The organism is Methylobacter tundripaludum, assembly GCF_002934365.1.
Lineage (GTDB): Bacteria > Pseudomonadota > Gammaproteobacteria > Methylococcales > Methylomonadaceae > Methylobacter_A > Methylobacter_A tundripaludum_A.
This window is the reverse complement of sequence record NZ_PTIY01000008.1, coordinates 154337-171439: the sequence shown is the minus strand read 5'-3', so window position 1 is coordinate 171439 and position 17103 is coordinate 154337. Positions and strand designations below refer to the sequence as shown.

The window sequence follows — 17103 nt, the reverse complement described above, 5'->3', positions numbered from 1 at the left end:
GAGCTTCATGGTAAAAATAAATGACGTTTTCCGGGCGGTTATTTCCGCCAAAACCATCTGAAAACAATGTAGAATCAGCGCTTTTAAGCATGACTCAGTGAGGAAAATCATGACGCCGGTTGGAATTGAAGCAATGAATCTTTATGGCGGCAGTACGTTTGTAGATGTGATGGAGCTGGCGGCATACAGGCAACTCGATACCGCACGCTTCGATAACCTGCTGATGAAACATAAATCGGTTGCGCTGCCTTATGAAGATCCGGTGAGCTTTGCGATTAACGCCGCCAAACCGGTAATCGACCAACTGTCCGACGCGGAAAAAGACCGTATTGAATTGCTGATTACCTGCTCGGAGTCGGGCATTGATTTCGGCAAGTCCATGAGCACCTACATCCATCATTATCTGGGGTTGAATCGCAATTGCCGGCTGTTTGAGCTGAAACAGGCCTGTTATTCGGGTACCGCCGGTTTGCAAATGGCGGTGAACTTTATTCTGTCCCAGGTATCCCCTGGCGCCAAGGCGCTGGTCATTGCCACGGATCTGTCGCGTTTTCTGGTGACTGAAGACGGCGATGCGCTGACTATGGACTGGGCGTTTTTCGAACCCAGCGGCGGCGCGGGCGCGGTGGCATTGCTGGTCAGCGAAAAGCCGGAGATATTCCAGCTGGATGTCGGCGCAAACGGTTACTACAGTTTTGAAGTGTTCGACACCTGTCGGCCTATCCCCGACAGCGAGGCGGGCAACGCCGATTTGTCGCTGTTGTCGTACCTGGATTGTTGCGACCAGAGTTTTCAGGAGTACCAAAAGCGGGTGACCGGAACCGATTACCGGACGACGTTTCAATACCTGTGCTTTCATACGCCATTCGGCGGCATGGTAAAAGGCGCGCACCGTAATATGATGCGCAAGCACACCGATATAAAACGCGATGAAATCAATCAGGACTTTCACCAGCGGGTACAACCGGGACTGACTTATTGCCAGCGCGTCGGCAATATTATGGGCGCAACCGTATTGGTTTCCCTGGCCAGCACGATCGAGCAGGGCGTGTTTGACGTTCCTAAGAGAATCGGCTGTTTTTCCTACGGTTCCGGCTGCTGTTCGGAATTTTACAGCGGCGTGGCAATGGCGTCCGGCCAGCAAAAACTCAAAGCCATGCAACTGGAAAAAAATCTGGATAGCCGGTATCAGTTAAGCATGGGCGAATACGAAACCTTGCTGGAAGGCAGCAACGAGGTCAAGTTCGGCACCCGCAATGTTGTCCCGAATACCGGTTTGCTGCCGGGTGTCTGGCAATCGATCATCGACAATACCACCGGCAAGGGAACGAAAAGGATTTTTCTGAAGGAGATTAAAGAATTTTACCGGCAATATGAATGGGTGGGCTAAGCCGGATGCAGACGCCATGATTGAGTTAAGCGGGTGCTGAAGGGTAACTTATTTTTCTACCATGAAGGGCATGAAGATAATGAAGGGAAGAGCATTTAGTGATTTGTCGAACAAGGTGATTGGTTGCGTCATTGAAGTTCATAAAACACTCGGTCCTGGATTATTGGAATCCACTTATCAGCAATGTCTTGCCCATGAACTTGGCATTAATCAGATTGAATTCAAAATCGAGTACCCTTTGCCGGTAAAATACAAAGGCATGCACTTGGATTGTGGTTATCGATTAGATTTGTTAATTGAAAATGAAATTATTTTGGAATTAAAAAGTGTTGAACAGTTGAAAGGAATCCACGAGGCACAGCTTTTGACCTATATGAAGCTGGCGAACATTAAACAAGGCTTCCTAATCAACTTTAATGTAAAGCTATTGAAGCAAGGGTTAAGAAGTTTTGTTTTATGAACCGTCAAAATTTCACGCATGAAGTCAATACAGCAATATCTTCAAGTCCTTCATGGGCTTCATGGTAAAAATAAATGACATTTTCTGGAATTAGCACTCAGTTAAGCCGGGACGTTGAACAAATAGAGCATAGCTTGAGGCAATGGTTTCCGAGTCAGGCGTTTGTAAAGGCGGCCAAAATCCAGCATTACCCGATTCTGCCGGAAGAACAGGCGCTGGTTGCGAATGCGGTCAGCAGCCGCCAACACGAATTTGCAACCGGCCGCTGGCTGTCCAGGCAGGGCTTGCAGTCTTTCGGCTTGCCGGACCAGCCGATTAAAATGGGCCGGTTAAGAAACCCGCTGTGGCCGGAGTCGGTGACCGGAACGATCAGCCACGATGGCGAGCTCTGCGCCGTCGTGCTGATGCAAAAACATCAGCACTGCGAGGCAGGCATCGGCATTGACCTGGTTTCTTTGCCGCAGCGAGTCGGCAGGATGGATGAATTGGCGCCGATGTTCTTGGCCAACACCGATGAGCTGAGCGCGATGGCGGCATTTAACCTTGCCGTTGACCCGGCGCTGCTGCTATTCAGCGTCAAGGAGTCGGTGGTAAAGGCCATGTCGTTTCAACTGGATGACTTTATCGATATGCGCGCGATTGAAATTTACCATGCCGGTAAATTGCGCTTCAGAATATCCGGGAATGCCGTCAGCGCGGATATTGTTGCGGCTACAACCGGCAATTATCTGATAACGGCGATCAAAGTCCGTTAATTTTAAAAGTCGTAGTTGAGCATTCCAACATCCCGTTCGTGCGCTCCAACTGCGGTTTTTAGCGGTTTTATTTTCAGCCAAAAAACGATTCTGTGTTTCTGGAAACTACTTATGAAAACAAAAACAAGCAAACTCACCGAAAAACTGCTGCCTCTAGCATTGGCTGCGGGAATTTTAATTCTGATCGGGCACGAGCTGGAACTGCACCTTCCGGGTATCGAGCATTGGATTCAAAACCTCGGCCCGTGGGCGCCGCTGGGTTTTATCGTTTTATTCCTGGTGCTGACGCCTTTTTTTGTTTCCGCCGATGCGCTTTGTTTTGCTGCCGGGCTGTTATTTCCAATCGGTGCAGGCGAGTTTTACATTATTGTTTCCACCTATCTTGCCGCAGCGCTTATTTTTGTGTTGGGCCGCTATTTGTTCAGGCAAAAAGTACTCGGCTTGATCGCAAAACACCCCAAAATGGCAGCGCTGGATGCAGCCCTGGGCAATCAAGCCTTCAAATTGATGCTGCTGTTACGCTTGACCCCGCTGCCCTTTGCATTGCTCAGTTACGCTTTCGCCGTTGCCCCGGTCGGATTCTGGCCCTATCTGGCCGCGACCAGCGGAATATTGATTTACAACCTGATCCTGGTCTATATCGGTTACACGACCAAACACATTGCCGGATTGGTTAGCGGCGCTTCGGCGCCAGCTACGGTTTCGTATCCGTTGCTGGTTGCCGGATTGTTGTTTACGCTGGGAATCTTGTTTTATGTATCGAAATTAGCCGGGAAAACACTGAAGGAATTACATGTAGAGAACCCTGAGGAACCCAACTGATATAACAACATCCCCGGCGTCTTTCTTCGGTTGCCGCGTATGTTTGATATAATGTCCGCATCCTTCTAACGCTTTCCAAACAGCTTTGGGGAGTTCTTGCTGCAACCGCTGAAACAATAAACTTGTGGGTATCCGGTGTTTTTCGAAGCTGAACGTCAGAATTTTTTCCGCCCGTTGAACGGAAAGCGCCGCGAACTGGTGGTGGCTTGCCTGCGCTCCCTGTATGAGAGCTTGCACGGGCCCAGCGCCGATTATTCGCAGAACCTGACCCGCGACGCCTTAAAGGATTTACTGGCCCCGACCGTGCAGGGCTTGATCAACAACATTGCGGCCGACAGCATCCTGGACGAGGACGAGCTGTCGGGACTGGATAACGCCGACGACCAGCAACTGACCAACGCGCTGATACGCGCACTGCTGAAAGACGGCTGGCTGGAGACCTTCGGCGACCGCGCAGGTTTGGTGACAGCCTATCGCCTAACCCGCGCCGGAAAACTGTTCGCCGAGGCCTTGTGGTCGCTGGACCGCCTGCGCTCCCGCAGCCGCCAGCGCAACGTGCGCAGCTGCCGTAACGCGCTGGAAGCGGCGCGCAAGAATATCGACGCCTACGATCTGGTCGATGCCTACGATTATGCCGAAAAAATCATCAGCGACTTGTCGGAAGGCGTCGATTATTTTCAGGAACTGGTGCGCCGTCTGATGTCGGAAGCGACCCATACGCCCTGGGACGAGTTCGTCGCTTTCCTGGACCGCTTCGAGAAGGAATTTAAAAAACAGCTGACTGCCGACAATGTCGAACGCCACCGGCAGGCGATACGCGACAGTTTAAGCCGCTTGCGCAATCTGGAAGGCGACAAGGTCAACGCTTTCGAAAGCCAGTTGCAGGACATTGCCGCCTGGACCCATCAGGAGCGGGGCGATACCGCGATTTTCAACTGGCTGCTGGATCGCATCGAAGACCGGGTCGAAGTCGCCTGTACCGCCAAACACCCGGAACTGATCAAGGCGATGAATATCTACATGCGCCGCGCCGCGAGCATCGTCCAGCAAGCCTTGATGCTGCAAGGCGGGCAAAGCCGGCAGGCTTACAGCCGGGCCATCGCCCAGGCCGCAACGCTGGAAGGCGACGCGCAAACCGGTTTTCTGAAACGGCTGGGTGCCGCCATCACCGTCAGCGAAATCCGCTTGCTGGACCCCGCGGCGTTCAAATTGCGTAGCGCCTCGCAACGCCGCAAGGCCTTGACCGTCACCGCGCTGCCCAAAGTAACCCGCGATGCGCGTTTGCAGGCGGCGATGCAGCGTAGCGAGGCGGCGGCCTTCACGCTGTCGAACCAGGATGTCGTCGATTACATTCGCGGCGAATTACGCTTGCAGCAGCGCTCGGTGCGGCTGTCCAGCCTGCCGATGCAGACCGCAACCGACGTGTTGCAGGCCATGCAGATGGTGGAAGCGGTGCGCGCCTCCCGCGACGAAACGCTGAACGCCAAAAAATTGCCCAGCCGATTACACAACGCTTACTACACAGGCAGCGACTATCAAATTGAATTCAACCATGACTCTGACCCAAACCCTGCTTGACCGGCTGGAGCCGGAAAATCTCAAACTGCAACGCTTCCAGGAAATCGCCGCGCGATTGTTCGCCTGGGGCATCATCGTCCGCGACGAAGACGGCGTCGAACAGCGATGCTACGACGACGCCTGCCGCATCGAAAACCTGCTGGCCGAATATTTCGCGCTGTCGGGCTTTCGCTTGGTCCACGACCTGCAAAACGAATTTTTCCGGCTCTACGCGCCCGGCGCGCAGATTCCGGGGTTGGCCGAGGACGATAACGACCCTACGCCTTCACTTCGCGCCCGGCTGTCCGCCGATTTCGTTGCCTCGGCACTGGCCTTGCGCTTTTTATACCAGCAAGGCCTGGCCGAAGGGGGCGGCCGCCTGAGCGACGACGGCGATATCTTAATCCGTTTCGAGGAGCTGGCGACCACGCTGCAAATCCAGATCAAGAGGCCGTTGCCGGAGAACCTTGGCGACCGCGACCGCCTGCTGAAAGACTTGAAACGGCATCGCCTGATCCAATACGGCGCGCTGTTTTCGATGCACGATGAAGACGCGCTGATTGCGATAAGGCCGACCATCCTCGGCATTATCGGCGAGGATGTGCTGGCTGCGGCATTGGAGGCCGAAGGCTTTGCCGAAGCAGTGAGCGAGCCGGAAAGCGGGGAGCAAAACCTATGAAGCTCGATAAACTGATCCTGGTTAACTGGGGCGCGCTACGCAGCGACGAATACGAGATGGGCAACATGACCCTGCTGACCGGCCCGACCGGTTCCGGCAAATCGACGCTGCTGGATGCGCTGCAAACGGTGATGACCGCCGCGCACCAGAATATCTACAGCTACAACCCCGGCCAGGACGAAACCACGCAAACCTCGCGCGGCAGCAAAAGCAAGCGCACCTTGTGGTCGTACATCGTCGGCGCGGAGGACAACCTGTTCGCCCGCCCCGACGGCGCGCACGGTTATGTGGCGGCGGTGTTCAAGCCGGACGAGGGCGAAGACGGCAAGCCGTTTACCGCGCTGATTGCCGCCGCGGTGCGCGTCGACGGTTCCGGCGAACGCCGCCAGGCGGTGCAGGAGCGGTTGGCGTTATTGCTGATCGACGACGCGACGCTCGGCTTGGGCGATTTGGTCAATTACGACGGCAACGACAATATGTGCGTCGTCGAGGTGGAAAAAATAGAAAACCACCTGAAAGCCCGCTACCCGCAGGTGCTGAACCTTCGCGACGCCAAGCGCGAATATCTGTGCCAGCTGTACGGCCGATTTCGCGGCCAGCGCAACGTATCGTTTTCGGAAGCGGAACTGGCAGCCAAAGCCTGGAGCGGGTCGATCGCCCATAAACCGATCGGCAGCGTCGACGATCTGGTCAAAACGCAGATTCTGGAATACGACATCCAGCAATTGCCGCAGCGCATTACCCAGATCAGCGGCTTGATGCGGCAGGTGCACCAATTGCGGATCGAAGGCGACCGCTTGCAGGCCAATGTGGTCCGTCTTGAGGGCATCGAAAAAGCGCTGATCAAAGCCAATGCGGCCTATGAAACCGCTGTCCAGTACCAGTTGGCGCATTCGCAGCGCTTGTTGCAGGGCGACCGGATACAGATACAGCAAGCCAAGACGGCAATCGCCGAACTGGACAAAAATATCCAGGAAGCCAATGTTCGGATAGACGCTTTAAACCGCGACAAGAAAGGCTATGTCGACAGCCAGATTCAGCTCGCCGCGCGTTTGAGCGGCATCGCGGCGGCGGATCAAAAGCGCCGTATAAGCGAGCGTCTGGACGCGATCCAGTTGGACGCGAAAGCGGCAATCGCCAATCTGCAACAAGCGCTGCAACAGGCCGGGCATTTGCAAGCCGCCGCGCGGAATATTATCGGCATGGAGTTCCCCGCGTCGAAAAACGAATTATCGACAGCGGCGGAGCTGCTGGCCGAAGTGATGGCTAAAGTCGGGCAAACGCAGTGCCGGCAGCTTGAACAACAACTGCTGGCCGAACAAGAACCGCATGACGTGCTGGTCACGGTGCGGGCCTTGGAAGGCTTGAATAACGGTTTTGAAAAGCTCTACCAAGCCTTGGCCGGAACCCAAAACAGTTTTGTCGCTGCGGTGCAAAGCCAGATAGGGCAGTTGCAAACACGGTTTGAAACAGCCCAGGCCCAGGAAAAGAAGTTGGCCGAACGCAAGGCCAACCTGGCCGAAGGCGGCGCGGATTATCCCCGCGAAGTCACGCTGGCGTTAAAAGCGTTTCGCGCCGAGTTGCCCGCCGCCCGCGCCCAGGTGTTGTGCGATTTGATCGAACCCAAGGACCTGTCCTGGCAACCGGCCATTGAAGGTTATTTAGGCGGGGCGCGGTTTAATTTCGTGGTCGATGAAGACTGGGAGTCGCGGGCCATTGAATTCGTAAAAAGGCATCATCTACGCGCTAAAGTAGTCCAAGGCTCGATGTGTAAAAGAAAAGCCAAACCGGAACTTGTGCCGAAAGATTCGATCATCCATGAATTGCACACCGAACATCCTATCGCTTATGCCTATTTGGTCGAGCAATACGGCAGTGTGGCTAAAGTCGACGATGTCGAGCAGTTGCGGCACACGTCGCGCGGCGTCATGAAAGACGGCAAGGCGGCCGGATCGCGCACCCTGTTTACCTGCGATGATGTGGAGCTGGCGTTCGGCAAGGAAGCCCAGCGTCAGGCGCGGCAAAATGCGGTGGAAATGCACGCCAAGGCCGAGCAGGAAGTGCAGGCATTAAACGCCGAACGCGTCCAGTTGAACGGATTGCTAGGGTCGCTTGGCAATTTGCATGCGCCGGATTTTGCCGATGCGGCCAAGCTGGAGCAGACGGTTCATGACAGCCAGGCCGCGCATGCCGACCTGGCGCGTCTGGACCTGACCGAGGTCGATCAGTTGGAAGCCGAGAAAAACACCCTGGACCAGCTGATTGCCGACCTGGAAAAGCAGGTGAATCTTGCCAACCGCCAAGTGGGCAAATTTCAGGGCGACAAAGAGCAGCAACAAAGAAAATCGGACATGCTGGAACAAGGCCTGGCCGACAGGCGGCACCAGATCGAGGCCGACCTGGGACCGCTGAAATGGATAGCTTCGGTCAATGAAAGCCTGTCGTTGACCGCGTTGCAGCAAGCGGTCGACGCTATCGCCGATTCGACCGCGTTATCCAATGGCCAGTTGCAGGACAAGCACGGCAAGAAACTGATCGAAGCCACGGTCGCCTTCGGTTTAATCCACGAAAACATCGCCGACTACAACCAGCATGCCCGCAGCCATGAACAGCTGCATTTGCAGCACGACAGCGAATCGCGCGACGCCGACTTTGTCGGCCAATACCGGCAGCTGGTTCAGCTGTTCGGGCGGCTTAAGGAGCAACTCCGGGAACAGCGGGAGATCGGTTTCGTCAAAAACCTGGATAAACTTCGCACCGCCGAATCGTCGTTCAAGGATGTGTTCACCAAGCAGTTTTGCTACGAAATCCGCAACGCCGTCGATCAGGGCGTGAAGACCCTGAAGATTTTAAACACCGAACTGAACCGGCTTAAATTCGGCACCGATAGGTTCCAGCTGGATTGGTCGGTGTGGGTGCCGGAGTTTAAGGAATATTACGATTTCTTTTGCGCGGCCTACGACATGTCGGAATCTCAGGAGTCCGGCGACCTGTTCGATACCAACGAGCTGAGTCCCGAACAGTGCAAGATTCGCGACCGGCTGGTCGGCTTCCTGCTTTCGGACGACCAGGATCGCGCGTTGAAGGAATTGCAGCGGGTGGCCGATTACCGCAATTACCGCCGCTATGAAATCTGGAAGGATTCCGACAGCGGCTCCCGCGTCGCGTTGTCGGAGTGGGGCACCGGTTCCGGCGGACAGCTGGAAACCCCGGCCTACATCGTCCGCGCCGCTGTGGTGACCAATCGCCTGAAACATTTCGACAAAGGCATGAACCTGAAATTGCTGGTCAACGACGAATCGTTCGCTAAGATGGACGAGCGCCGCGCCCACGACGTGATCCGCTTCATCCGCGACAGCCTCGGCATGCAGCTGATCTGCGCGATGCCGACCAAGCATGCCGGAGCGATCAAAACCGAGTTCACCAAGGAATGGAGTTTTACCCGCACCGAAGCCGAAGGCAACGGCGAGGTCGATTTCATTTCCGAAGCCGACGAGAGGGATTTGAACTCCGACAAGCTGCGCGAATTATGGGAGTTGCGCCGCCGGCAGATTCGAGAACAAGCCCGGCTGGAATTTGAAGCCGAGGGGCAAACGGACGGATGATGCCGGAAAAACTGTGTTGTCCACGAAAAGCACGAAATAAGTGACACTGGTCCCCCAGCTCAAGCTTCGCGATACAGTAAGCTTGAGCTTCCCGGACTGAATTCCCAAGCTGGAGCTTGGGAACCAGCATAATCAGCGTAATCAAAATTTAGCAGGCATCATTTTGTGAAAACTCCCTACCGTACCGCGCCTGTTCCGTCCACGGAAATACCGTCAGGCATCCCTTTCATTATCGGCAATGAACTGGCGGAACGTTTCAGCTATTACGGCATGCGGGCGATTTTGGTCGTGTTCATGACCCAATACCTGATGGATGCCGGGGGCAACCTTGCGCCTATGTCGGACAGCGAGGCCAAGGCGTATTTCCATTTATTCGTCTCCATTACCTATTTCACGCCGTTTTTTGGCGCGTTGCTGGCCGACGGCCTATTGGGCAAGTACCGGACCATCATCCTGTTGTCTACGGTTTATTGCCTGGGCCATTTTTGCCTGGCGCTGGACGATACCAGAACAGGCTTGTTGGTGGGGCAATCGTTGATTGCGCTGGGCGCAGGCGGCATTAAGCCTTGCGTGTCCGCGCATGTCGGCGACCAGTTTGGGGCAAGCAACCAACATTGGCTAAGCAAGGTATTCAGCTGGTTTTATTTGTCTCTTAACTTCGGGGCCTTTATCTCCATGTTGCTGGTGCCTTGGTTGCTTAAAACCTACGGCGCATCGGTCGCATTTTTGCTGCCGGGCGTGTTGATGCTGTTGGCGACGGTGGTATTTTGGTCGGGGCGACACCGGTTTGTACACATACCCGCCGCCGGCATGGGCTTCGTGCGCGAGGCCTTGAGCGGAGAAGGCTTGCGCTGTCTGGGCCGGTTAAGCGGGATTTATTTGTTCATTGCAATGTTTTGGGCCTTGTTCGACCAAAACGGCTCGTCCTGGGTCTTGCAATCGCAGCAGATGGATAGGATTGTCTTCGGCGTGGAGATATTGCCGTCTCAGATTCAAGCCGCCAATCCGTTGCTGATCGTGCTGCTCACGCCGTTGTTTTACCGGTTTTTATACCCGGCGCTGGGCCGGTATTTGCATTTGGGCTATCTGAACAAAATCGCGATCGGTTTGTTTATCACGGTGTTGTCGTTTGTATTGATCGCCGCTATCCAGATGCGCATCGATGCGGGGTTTCACCCCGGCATCGGCTGGCAGTTATTGGCTTACCTGCTGCTGACTTCCGCCGAGGTGATGGTGTCGATCACCTGCCTGGAATTTTCCTATACCCAAGCGCCAAGATCGATGAAGTCACTGGTGATGTCGCTGTATATGGCGGCGGTCGCGCTCGGCAACCTGTTCACCAGCGCGGTGAATTTTTTCATCGAAAACCCGGACGGTTCCAGCCGTCTTGCCGGTGCCGATTATTTCTGGTTTTTCGCCGCATTGATGCTGGCGACGGCCTTGGGATTTGTTTGGCATAGCCGAAATTACCGGGAAAAGACTTATCTGCAAGATGAGACATAGATCTCGTATGCACTCAAGATTAAAGGCCATGTCGAAAGGCGTTTCGCGCAAACCCATGTTCAGCGTACTACAGGCATTAATTCAAAGTGTGGCAATAACGCCCCAAAAGCGCAAAGCAACCAAGCCGACCCAAGGATCAAAGCTAAGGCGCCTGGACAGCAAAACCAAACAAGGTCGGCTTAAAGCGTTGAGAGGAAATATTGATCACCACTCATTCTATTTTGTCAGATTATACGCAAGCTCGTCTTACCCGCTGGGAGCGGGTATCCAGTGACATGGATGGTAAGGAACGTGCATGAAAAGTTTAAGTCTTCATGTCCTTCATGCTCTTCATGGTAATTGCCTAAATTAATTTATGCACGATCCTAAGCACAAATCCATCCATAGAACCTGGATTCGCTACGCGCTCTAACGGGTCCTGCAATCCCTGCCGGAATGACGATATTGGGAATTGTGCGTTCATTAAATCTGACAAAGTCGTGGTTCGACAAGGCTCTCCCGACTGTAGCCGAAGTGCTCACCACACACGGTTTAACTTAAGGCAGTGACGTAGCGCATGAAGGAGAAAATACATTCGAAAAAATAGGCGAGGTAGGATAACCTACGGCCCAAATACCGGGACGGGTGCACACCGGCCACGGAACAATTGTTTATCGCAACCGGTTTTGCCGATCATAAGGCAGGGAGTTGTTATAAGATTCGCCATTCAAATTTGTTAAGCAAAAACACATGATCGAAGACATCAAAAAAACACTCTGGGCCACCGCCGACAAGCTGCGCGCCAACATGGACGCCGCCGAATACAAACACATCGTACTCGGCCTGATCTTCGTCAAATACATCTCCGACACCTTCCAAACCCGCCGCGCCGAACTGATGCGCAAGTTTGCCGACAGCCGGGACGATTATTACCTGGAAGACGCCGACCAGGAACTGATCGATGCCGAACTCGAAGACCGCGACTACTACAAGGAAGTCAACGTGTTCTGGGTGCCCGAAGCCGCCCGTTGGGAAACCCTGCGCGCCCAGGCCAAACAAGCCGACATCGGCAAACGTATCGACGACGCGCTGTCGCTGATCGAAACCGAAAACCCCAAACTCAAAGGCATACTCGACAAACGCTATGCCCGCGTGCAGCTGCCCGACGGCAAACTCGGCGAACTGGTCGATCTGGTCTCGCAAATCGGCTTCGGCGAATCCGGCAATGCCGAAGACCGGGCTAAAAATCACGCCCGCGATTTGCTCGGTCAGGTTTATGAATATTTCCTCGGCCAGTTCGCCAGCGCCGAAGGCAAGCGCGGCGGGCAGTTCTACACGCCGGCGTCCATCGTCAAAACCTTGGTCGCCGTGCTCGCCCCGCATCACGGGCAAGTGTACGACCCGTGTTGCGGCTCCGGCGGCATGTTTGTGCAATCGGAAAAATTCATCGAAGCCCACGGCGGCAAGTTGGGCGATGTATCGATTTACGGCCAGGAGGCCAACCCGACCACCTGGCGGCTGGCCGCAATGAACCTTGCGATACGCGGCATCGACTTCAACCTGGGCAAGGAACCCGCCGACAGCTTCGTGCGCGACCAGCACCCGGACCTGCGCGCCGATTTCGTGCTCGCCAATCCGCCGTTCAACATCTCCGACTGGTGGCACGGCAGCCTGGAAGGCGACCCGCGCTGGGTTTACGGCACGCCGCCGCAAGGCAACGCCAACTACGCGTGGCTGCAACACATGCTCTACCACCTCAAGCCGACAGGCCGCGCCGGTATCGTGCTCGCCAACGGCTCGATGTCGTCCAGCCAGAACTCAGAGGGCGACATCCGCCGCGCGATGGTCGAGGCCGACAAAGTCGAAGTCATGATCGCGCTGCCCGGCCAGCTGTTCTTTAACACCCAGATTCCCGCCTGCCTGTGGTTTCTGGTCAAGGAAAAGCGCACCCGCCAAGGCGAAGTCCTGTTCATCGACGCCCGCAAACTCGGCAGCATGATCAGCCGGGTGCAATGCGAATTCACCGATGACGTTATCGAGCGCATCGCCGAAACTGTCGAAGCATGGCGTAATTCCTCATCTCCCTTCGTAAGCAATGCTGCTGACTTAAGCGGTTTAAAGCCCTCTCCAGAGGGAGAGGGTTGGGTGAGGGGAAAGCAAAATAAGGAAGAAGACTTATTTAAATCCCCTCATCCCAACCTTCTCCCTGAGGGAGAAGGAGCGCCCGCTATTAAGTCAACAGTATTACCGCACACGGGTAAGGGGGCAGTCTCTTACGCCGACATCCCCGGCTACTGCCGTAGCGTCACCCTGGCGGAAATCGCCGAACACGGCCACGTCCTAACCCCCGGCCGCTACGTCGGCGCGGAAGAAGTCGAAGACGATGACGAAGCGTTTGCCGACAAAATGCAAAAACTGACCGAAACGTTGGGCGAGCAAATGGCCAAAGGCGCGGAACTGGATCAATTGATACGCCGGAAGTTGGGAGGCTTGGGTTATGAATTTTAATGCAAGGATTCCGGCAAAATTAATTTCCGCTTATGGTTCCCACGCTCTGCGTGGTAACCCAGTCAGGGACGCTCCAGCGTCCCGAACCGCAGAGCGGTTCGGGCTACGTTCCCACGCAGAGCGTGGGAATGATGAGCTCATATTTTGGGACGTTATTTGTGATGTGGAAAAAACCTACCAACCCTTTGGCAAACGGTACGGACGACAATTGATTCGGCTGAGTCCTGGACATCTTGCCGCTAGAAAGCTTTTGGCGCTTGATGATCAGAGTGAATATGTGGTTTTTATCGGCTTGGAAAAAACCGCGGAGCCGACCCATGACTAAGCCTATGGTATTAGGTCTGCCGCCCGGTTATGCCGAATGGCTGACGCAGCTAAAAGGCCGGATTGCACAAGCCCGCCAACGCGCCACTCTCGCGGCCAATGCCGAACTCGTGAGCCTGTACGGGCAGATCGGGCGCGAGATCCTGAACCGCCAAGCAGAGCAAGGCTGGGGCGCTAAGGTCATCAACCGGCTGGCGCACGATTTAAAAGACGCTTTCCCCGACATGCGCGGCTTTTCCACCCGCAACCTGAAATACATGGCCTATTTTGCCGAACACTGCCCGGCAGGTTTAATTGGGCAGCAGCCTGCTGCCCAATTGCCCTGGTTTCACGTCGTAACCTTGCTGACCAAGCTCGTCGATCCCGCCGAACGCGAGTGGTATGCCGCCCAAACCGTGCAGCACGGCTGGTCGCGCACCACGCTGGAAGTTCACATCAAGAACCGCCTACGCCATCGCCAAGGTTCGGCCATCAGCAACTTTGCCGCCCGTTTGCCGTCGCCCCACTCCGATCTGGCGCACGAAACCCTCAAAGACCCTTACCTGTTCGACTTTCTGGGGCTGAGCGAAGACGCGCATGAACGCGACATCGAAAACGCCCTGATTCGGCACATCACCCGGTTTTTATTGGAGATGGGCGCAGGTTTTGCTTTTGTCGGCCGCCAATTCCGACTGGACGTCGGCGGTGACGAATTTTTCATCGATTTGCTGTTCTATCACACCCGCCTCAAGTGCTATGTAGTGGTTGAACTCAAGGCAACCGCCTTCAAGCCCGAGCACGTCGGCCAACTCAATTTCTACCTCGCCGCCGTCGATGCGCAAATCAAAGCCGCAGACGACAAGCCCACCATCGGCCTATTATTGTGCAAAAAACAGAACCGGCTGGTGGCCCAATATGCGCTGTCCGGCATCGACAAACCCATCGGCGTGGCCGAATACCAACTGTTGCGCGAGCTGCCGGAAACGCTAGTCAGCAGCTTGCCCAGTATTGATGAAATAGAGGCCGAATTCGGCGGCGAAATGGAGGGCATCGATGAAGAATGAGGCTATAGAGGTGTCTGCGAGCGAAGATACTGGGTTACGCTGCGCTAACCCGACCTACGCGGTTGATTGGCCGATTTTACCTTTAGAAGAGTGCCTTGACGCGCTAATCGATTACCGAGGGAAAACACCGGAGAAAACTAACGCAGGTATTCCATTGGTTACGGCGAAAATTATCAAAGGCGGCCGAATTGAGAAGGCATCTGAGTTCATATCAAAAGATGGTTACGACGCATGGATGCGTAGAGGTATTCCACAAGCCGGTGATGTCGTGATGACAACTGAAGCCCCGCTTGGCGAGGTTGCTCAACTTGGCAAGGAAAAGATCGCACTCGCTCAGCGAGTAGTCACGCTCCGTGGCAAATTAGGACTTTTAGATAGCACGTATCTTTTGTATTTGCTGCAAACCGAAGAGATGCAAAAGCAGCTAAAGGCTCGTGCAAGCGGAACAACGGTTTTGGGTATCAAGCAAAGCGAACTGCGCAAAATATCAGTAACCCTCCCACCAATCGACTTGCAGAGAAGTTCTGCGTCTGTACTTGCTGCAATCGACGCACGAATTGACATACTACGCGAAACCAACGCCACCCTCGAAGCCATCGCCCAAGCCCTGTTCAAATCCTGGTTCGTGGACTTCGACCCCGTGCGCGCCAAACAGCAAGGCCGCGAGCCGGAAGGCGCTGTACAGGAATGTACGAGTGCCGCTGAAGGCAGGATGCCGGTAGTGGCCCTGGATACCGAAACAGCCGCGCTCTTCCCCGACAGCTTCGAAGAGTTGGAACTTGGCTTGGTGCCGAGCGGGTGGCGCAATCTTGCATTCACTGATACGGTAAAAGTCATTGGTGGCGGTACCCCCAAAACATCAATGCCGGAATACTGGGATGGTGATATTCCGTGGTTCTCCGTCGTTGATGCTCCTGCCACTACCGATGTATTTGTAATCGACACAACCAAGCATATTTCTGTACAAGGGCTAAATAACTCATCGACCAAATTGTTGCCAGAAGGTACCACAATTATTTCCGCACGCGGTACTGTTGGTCGCTTGGCATTGGTTGGCCGAGAAATGGCGATGAACCAATCCTGTTACGGTCTGCGAGGTAAAGCAGATGATGCTTACTTTACCTATTTCAGTACCTACCGTTTAGTTGAATCACTTAAACAACGTAGCCACGGCTCAGTGTTTGACACAATCACTACAGAAACGATGAAAGGTGTATTTGTAATTTATCCTGATACCAAAGTTATTCATGCGTTTGAAACGGTTTTGAATCCCGTCATGAATCGTATAAAAGCAAACTTAGAACAAGCCCAAACCCTAACCGCCCTACGCGACACTCTACTTCCCCGCCTGATCTCCGGCCAGCTTCGCCTGCCGGATGCCGAAGCACTCGCCGAGGAAGCCGGCGCATGAGTTATCAGCCGCCCTACACTATCACGCCGCTGATACTGCAACGGGTCGCAGACATCGTCGAGCTGTTAACCCGTTGGGCTGTGTCAGATGACGGCGACCTGTCGCCGCAGTTGCGGCGCAACAATCGCATCCGCACCATTCAGGCCTCGCTGGCTATCGAAAATAACACCTTGAGCATCGAACAGGTGACCGCCGTACTGAACGGCAAACCGGTTTTGGGTTTGCCGCGTGAAATCCAGGAGGTGCGCAACGCCTTTGCCGCTTATGAACAGATGCCGCGTTGGCAAGCGTATTCCGCAACTGATTTATTAACAGCCCATAGCTTGCTGATGGCGGGACTGGTCGATGATGCGGGTTGTTTTCGCAGTGGCGGCGTAGGCATATACAATGACCGGAGCTTGGTGCATATGGCGCCGCCCGCAGGCCGGGTATCCGGGCTGATAGAGGATTTGCTGACTTGGCTGGCATCGGCACCTGTACATCCGTTGATTGCCAGTTGCGTGTTCCATTACGAATTTGAGTTTATCCACCCTTTCGCGGATGGTAACGGCCGGATGGGGCGTTTATGGCAAACACTGATATTGAGCCGGTGGCAACCGCTATTGGCGTATTTGCCGGTTGAATCGGTGATCAGAACCCGGCAAGACGCTTATTATCAGGCCTTGGCGGACGCGGACAGGCTGGCGGATTCAACTCCTTTCATCGAATTCATGTTGCAAGCGTTGCAGGATGCGATGAAAGAAGTGCTGTTGAAAACGTCGGGGAAAACGTCGGGGAAAACGTCGGGGAAAATTCTTGCGCTGCTTCGCGAAAATCCTTTGTCCACGATCCCGGAATTAGCGCTTTCGATTGGTGTAACCGAGCGTTCTGTTGAACGCAATCTCAAAAAGCTGCAAGATGAAAACCGTTTGTCACGCATCGGGCCTGCCAAAGGCGGCCATTGGGAGGTGCTGAAATGATCGAGGGTAAGCGCTAAATTGCCGAGGGTGCAAGTGGAAGCAGTCTTTCCGCCCGCTGACATCATGTTGATGGTTTTAACATGATCCCGCTGTCATGTTAAAAATATC

Annotated in this window: 13 protein-coding genes; all 13 read left to right on the top strand. The window is 54.6% G+C overall.

The window, feature by feature from the left end; all coding sequences use genetic code 11:
• Positions 1-109 precede the first annotated feature (109 nt).
• The 13 genes from B0F88_RS11470 to B0F88_RS11400 all read left to right on the top strand — a co-directional run bounded on the left by B0F88_RS11470 (position 110) and on the right by B0F88_RS11400 (position 16995).
• Positions 110-1390: a hydroxymethylglutaryl-CoA synthase family protein gene (locus B0F88_RS11470; RefSeq protein ID WP_104424066.1), complete on the top strand. Its 1281-nt coding sequence runs from the start codon at positions 110-112 to the stop codon at positions 1388-1390.
• Between the two features lie 70 nt (positions 1391-1460).
• Complete coding sequence (locus B0F88_RS11465) at positions 1461-1850, top strand: GxxExxY protein (protein WP_258076638.1); 390 nt, start codon at positions 1461-1463, stop codon at positions 1848-1850.
• Positions 1851-1924: 74 nt separating this feature from the next.
• Positions 1925-2605, top strand: a complete 681-nt coding sequence (locus tag B0F88_RS11460; protein ID WP_104424065.1) for a 4'-phosphopantetheinyl transferase family protein — start codon at positions 1925-1927, stop codon at positions 2603-2605.
• A 111-nt stretch (positions 2606-2716) separates the two neighbouring features.
• The gene (locus B0F88_RS11455) at positions 2717-3427 is read left to right on the top strand and encodes a TVP38/TMEM64 family protein (protein WP_104424064.1); all 711 of its coding nucleotides are present in this window, start codon (positions 2717-2719) and stop codon (positions 3425-3427) included.
• Between the two features lie 135 nt (positions 3428-3562).
• A complete protein-coding gene (locus tag B0F88_RS11450) occupies positions 3563-5005 on the top strand; it encodes a Wadjet anti-phage system protein JetA family protein (protein ID WP_104424063.1) in 1443 nt (480 codons plus the stop codon).
• A complete protein-coding gene (locus tag B0F88_RS11445) occupies positions 4980-5663 on the top strand; it encodes a DUF4194 domain-containing protein (RefSeq protein WP_104424062.1) in 684 nt (227 codons plus the stop codon). Before B0F88_RS11450 ends, B0F88_RS11445 begins: the two co-directional genes overlap by 26 nt.
• Positions 5660-9268, top strand: a complete 3609-nt coding sequence (locus B0F88_RS11440) for an ATP-binding protein (protein WP_104424061.1) — start codon at positions 5660-5662, stop codon at positions 9266-9268. Before B0F88_RS11445 ends, B0F88_RS11440 begins: the two co-directional genes overlap by 4 nt.
• A 165-nt stretch (positions 9269-9433) precedes the next feature.
• Positions 9434-10771 (top strand): POT family MFS transporter, encoded by a 1338-nt coding sequence (locus B0F88_RS11435; RefSeq protein ID WP_104424060.1) that lies wholly within the window; start codon positions 9434-9436, stop codon positions 10769-10771.
• A gap of 729 nt (positions 10772-11500) precedes the next feature.
• Positions 11501-13258 carry a type I restriction-modification system subunit M gene (locus tag B0F88_RS11425; protein ID WP_258076637.1) on the top strand — a complete coding sequence of 586 codons (1758 nt, stop codon included), beginning with the start codon at positions 11501-11503 and terminating at the stop codon, positions 13256-13258.
• Entirely contained in the window at positions 13248-13583 is a 336-nt protein-coding gene (locus B0F88_RS11415) for a hypothetical protein (RefSeq protein ID WP_104424059.1), read from the top strand. The genes B0F88_RS11425 and B0F88_RS11415 overlap by 11 nt, the downstream gene beginning before the upstream one ends.
• Complete coding sequence (locus B0F88_RS11410; protein ID WP_104424058.1) at positions 13576-14625, top strand: PDDEXK nuclease domain-containing protein; 1050 nt, start codon at positions 13576-13578, stop codon at positions 14623-14625. The genes B0F88_RS11415 and B0F88_RS11410 overlap by 8 nt, the downstream gene beginning before the upstream one ends.
• Positions 14615-16036, top strand: a complete 1422-nt coding sequence (locus tag B0F88_RS11405) for a restriction endonuclease subunit S (RefSeq protein ID WP_104424057.1) — start codon at positions 14615-14617, stop codon at positions 16034-16036. Before B0F88_RS11410 ends, B0F88_RS11405 begins: the two co-directional genes overlap by 11 nt.
• Positions 16033-16995, top strand: coding sequence for a Fic family protein (locus B0F88_RS11400; RefSeq protein ID WP_104424056.1), 963 nt, complete (start codon positions 16033-16035; stop codon positions 16993-16995). The genes B0F88_RS11405 and B0F88_RS11400 overlap by 4 nt, the downstream gene beginning before the upstream one ends.
• Positions 16996-17103 lie beyond the last annotated feature (108 nt).

Excerpts from the sequence above, each read along its gene's own strand:
- B0F88_RS11470 (WP_104424066.1), top strand. The coding sequence starts at position 110 with ATGACGCCGGTTGGAATTGAAGCAATGAATCTTTATGGCGGCAGTACG.
- B0F88_RS11465 (WP_258076638.1), top strand. The coding sequence starts at position 1,461 with ATGAAGATAATGAAGGGAAGAGCATTTAGTGATTTGTCGAACAAGGTG.
- B0F88_RS11460 (WP_104424065.1), top strand. The coding sequence starts at position 1,925 with ATGACATTTTCTGGAATTAGCACTCAGTTAAGCCGGGACGTTGAACAA.
- B0F88_RS11455 (WP_104424064.1), top strand. The coding sequence starts at position 2,717 with ATGAAAACAAAAACAAGCAAACTCACCGAAAAACTGCTGCCTCTAGCA.
- B0F88_RS11445 (WP_104424062.1), top strand. The coding sequence starts at position 4,980 with ATGACTCTGACCCAAACCCTGCTTGACCGGCTGGAGCCGGAAAATCTC.
- B0F88_RS11440 (WP_104424061.1), top strand. The coding sequence starts at position 5,660 with ATGAAGCTCGATAAACTGATCCTGGTTAACTGGGGCGCGCTACGCAGC.
- B0F88_RS11425 (WP_258076637.1), top strand. The coding sequence starts at position 11,501 with ATGATCGAAGACATCAAAAAAACACTCTGGGCCACCGCCGACAAGCTG.
- B0F88_RS11415 (WP_104424059.1), top strand. The coding sequence starts at position 13,248 with ATGAATTTTAATGCAAGGATTCCGGCAAAATTAATTTCCGCTTATGGT.
- B0F88_RS11410 (WP_104424058.1), top strand. The coding sequence starts at position 13,576 with ATGACTAAGCCTATGGTATTAGGTCTGCCGCCCGGTTATGCCGAATGG.
- B0F88_RS11405 (WP_104424057.1), top strand. The coding sequence starts at position 14,615 with ATGAAGAATGAGGCTATAGAGGTGTCTGCGAGCGAAGATACTGGGTTA.
- B0F88_RS11400 (WP_104424056.1), top strand. The coding sequence starts at position 16,033 with ATGAGTTATCAGCCGCCCTACACTATCACGCCGCTGATACTGCAACGG.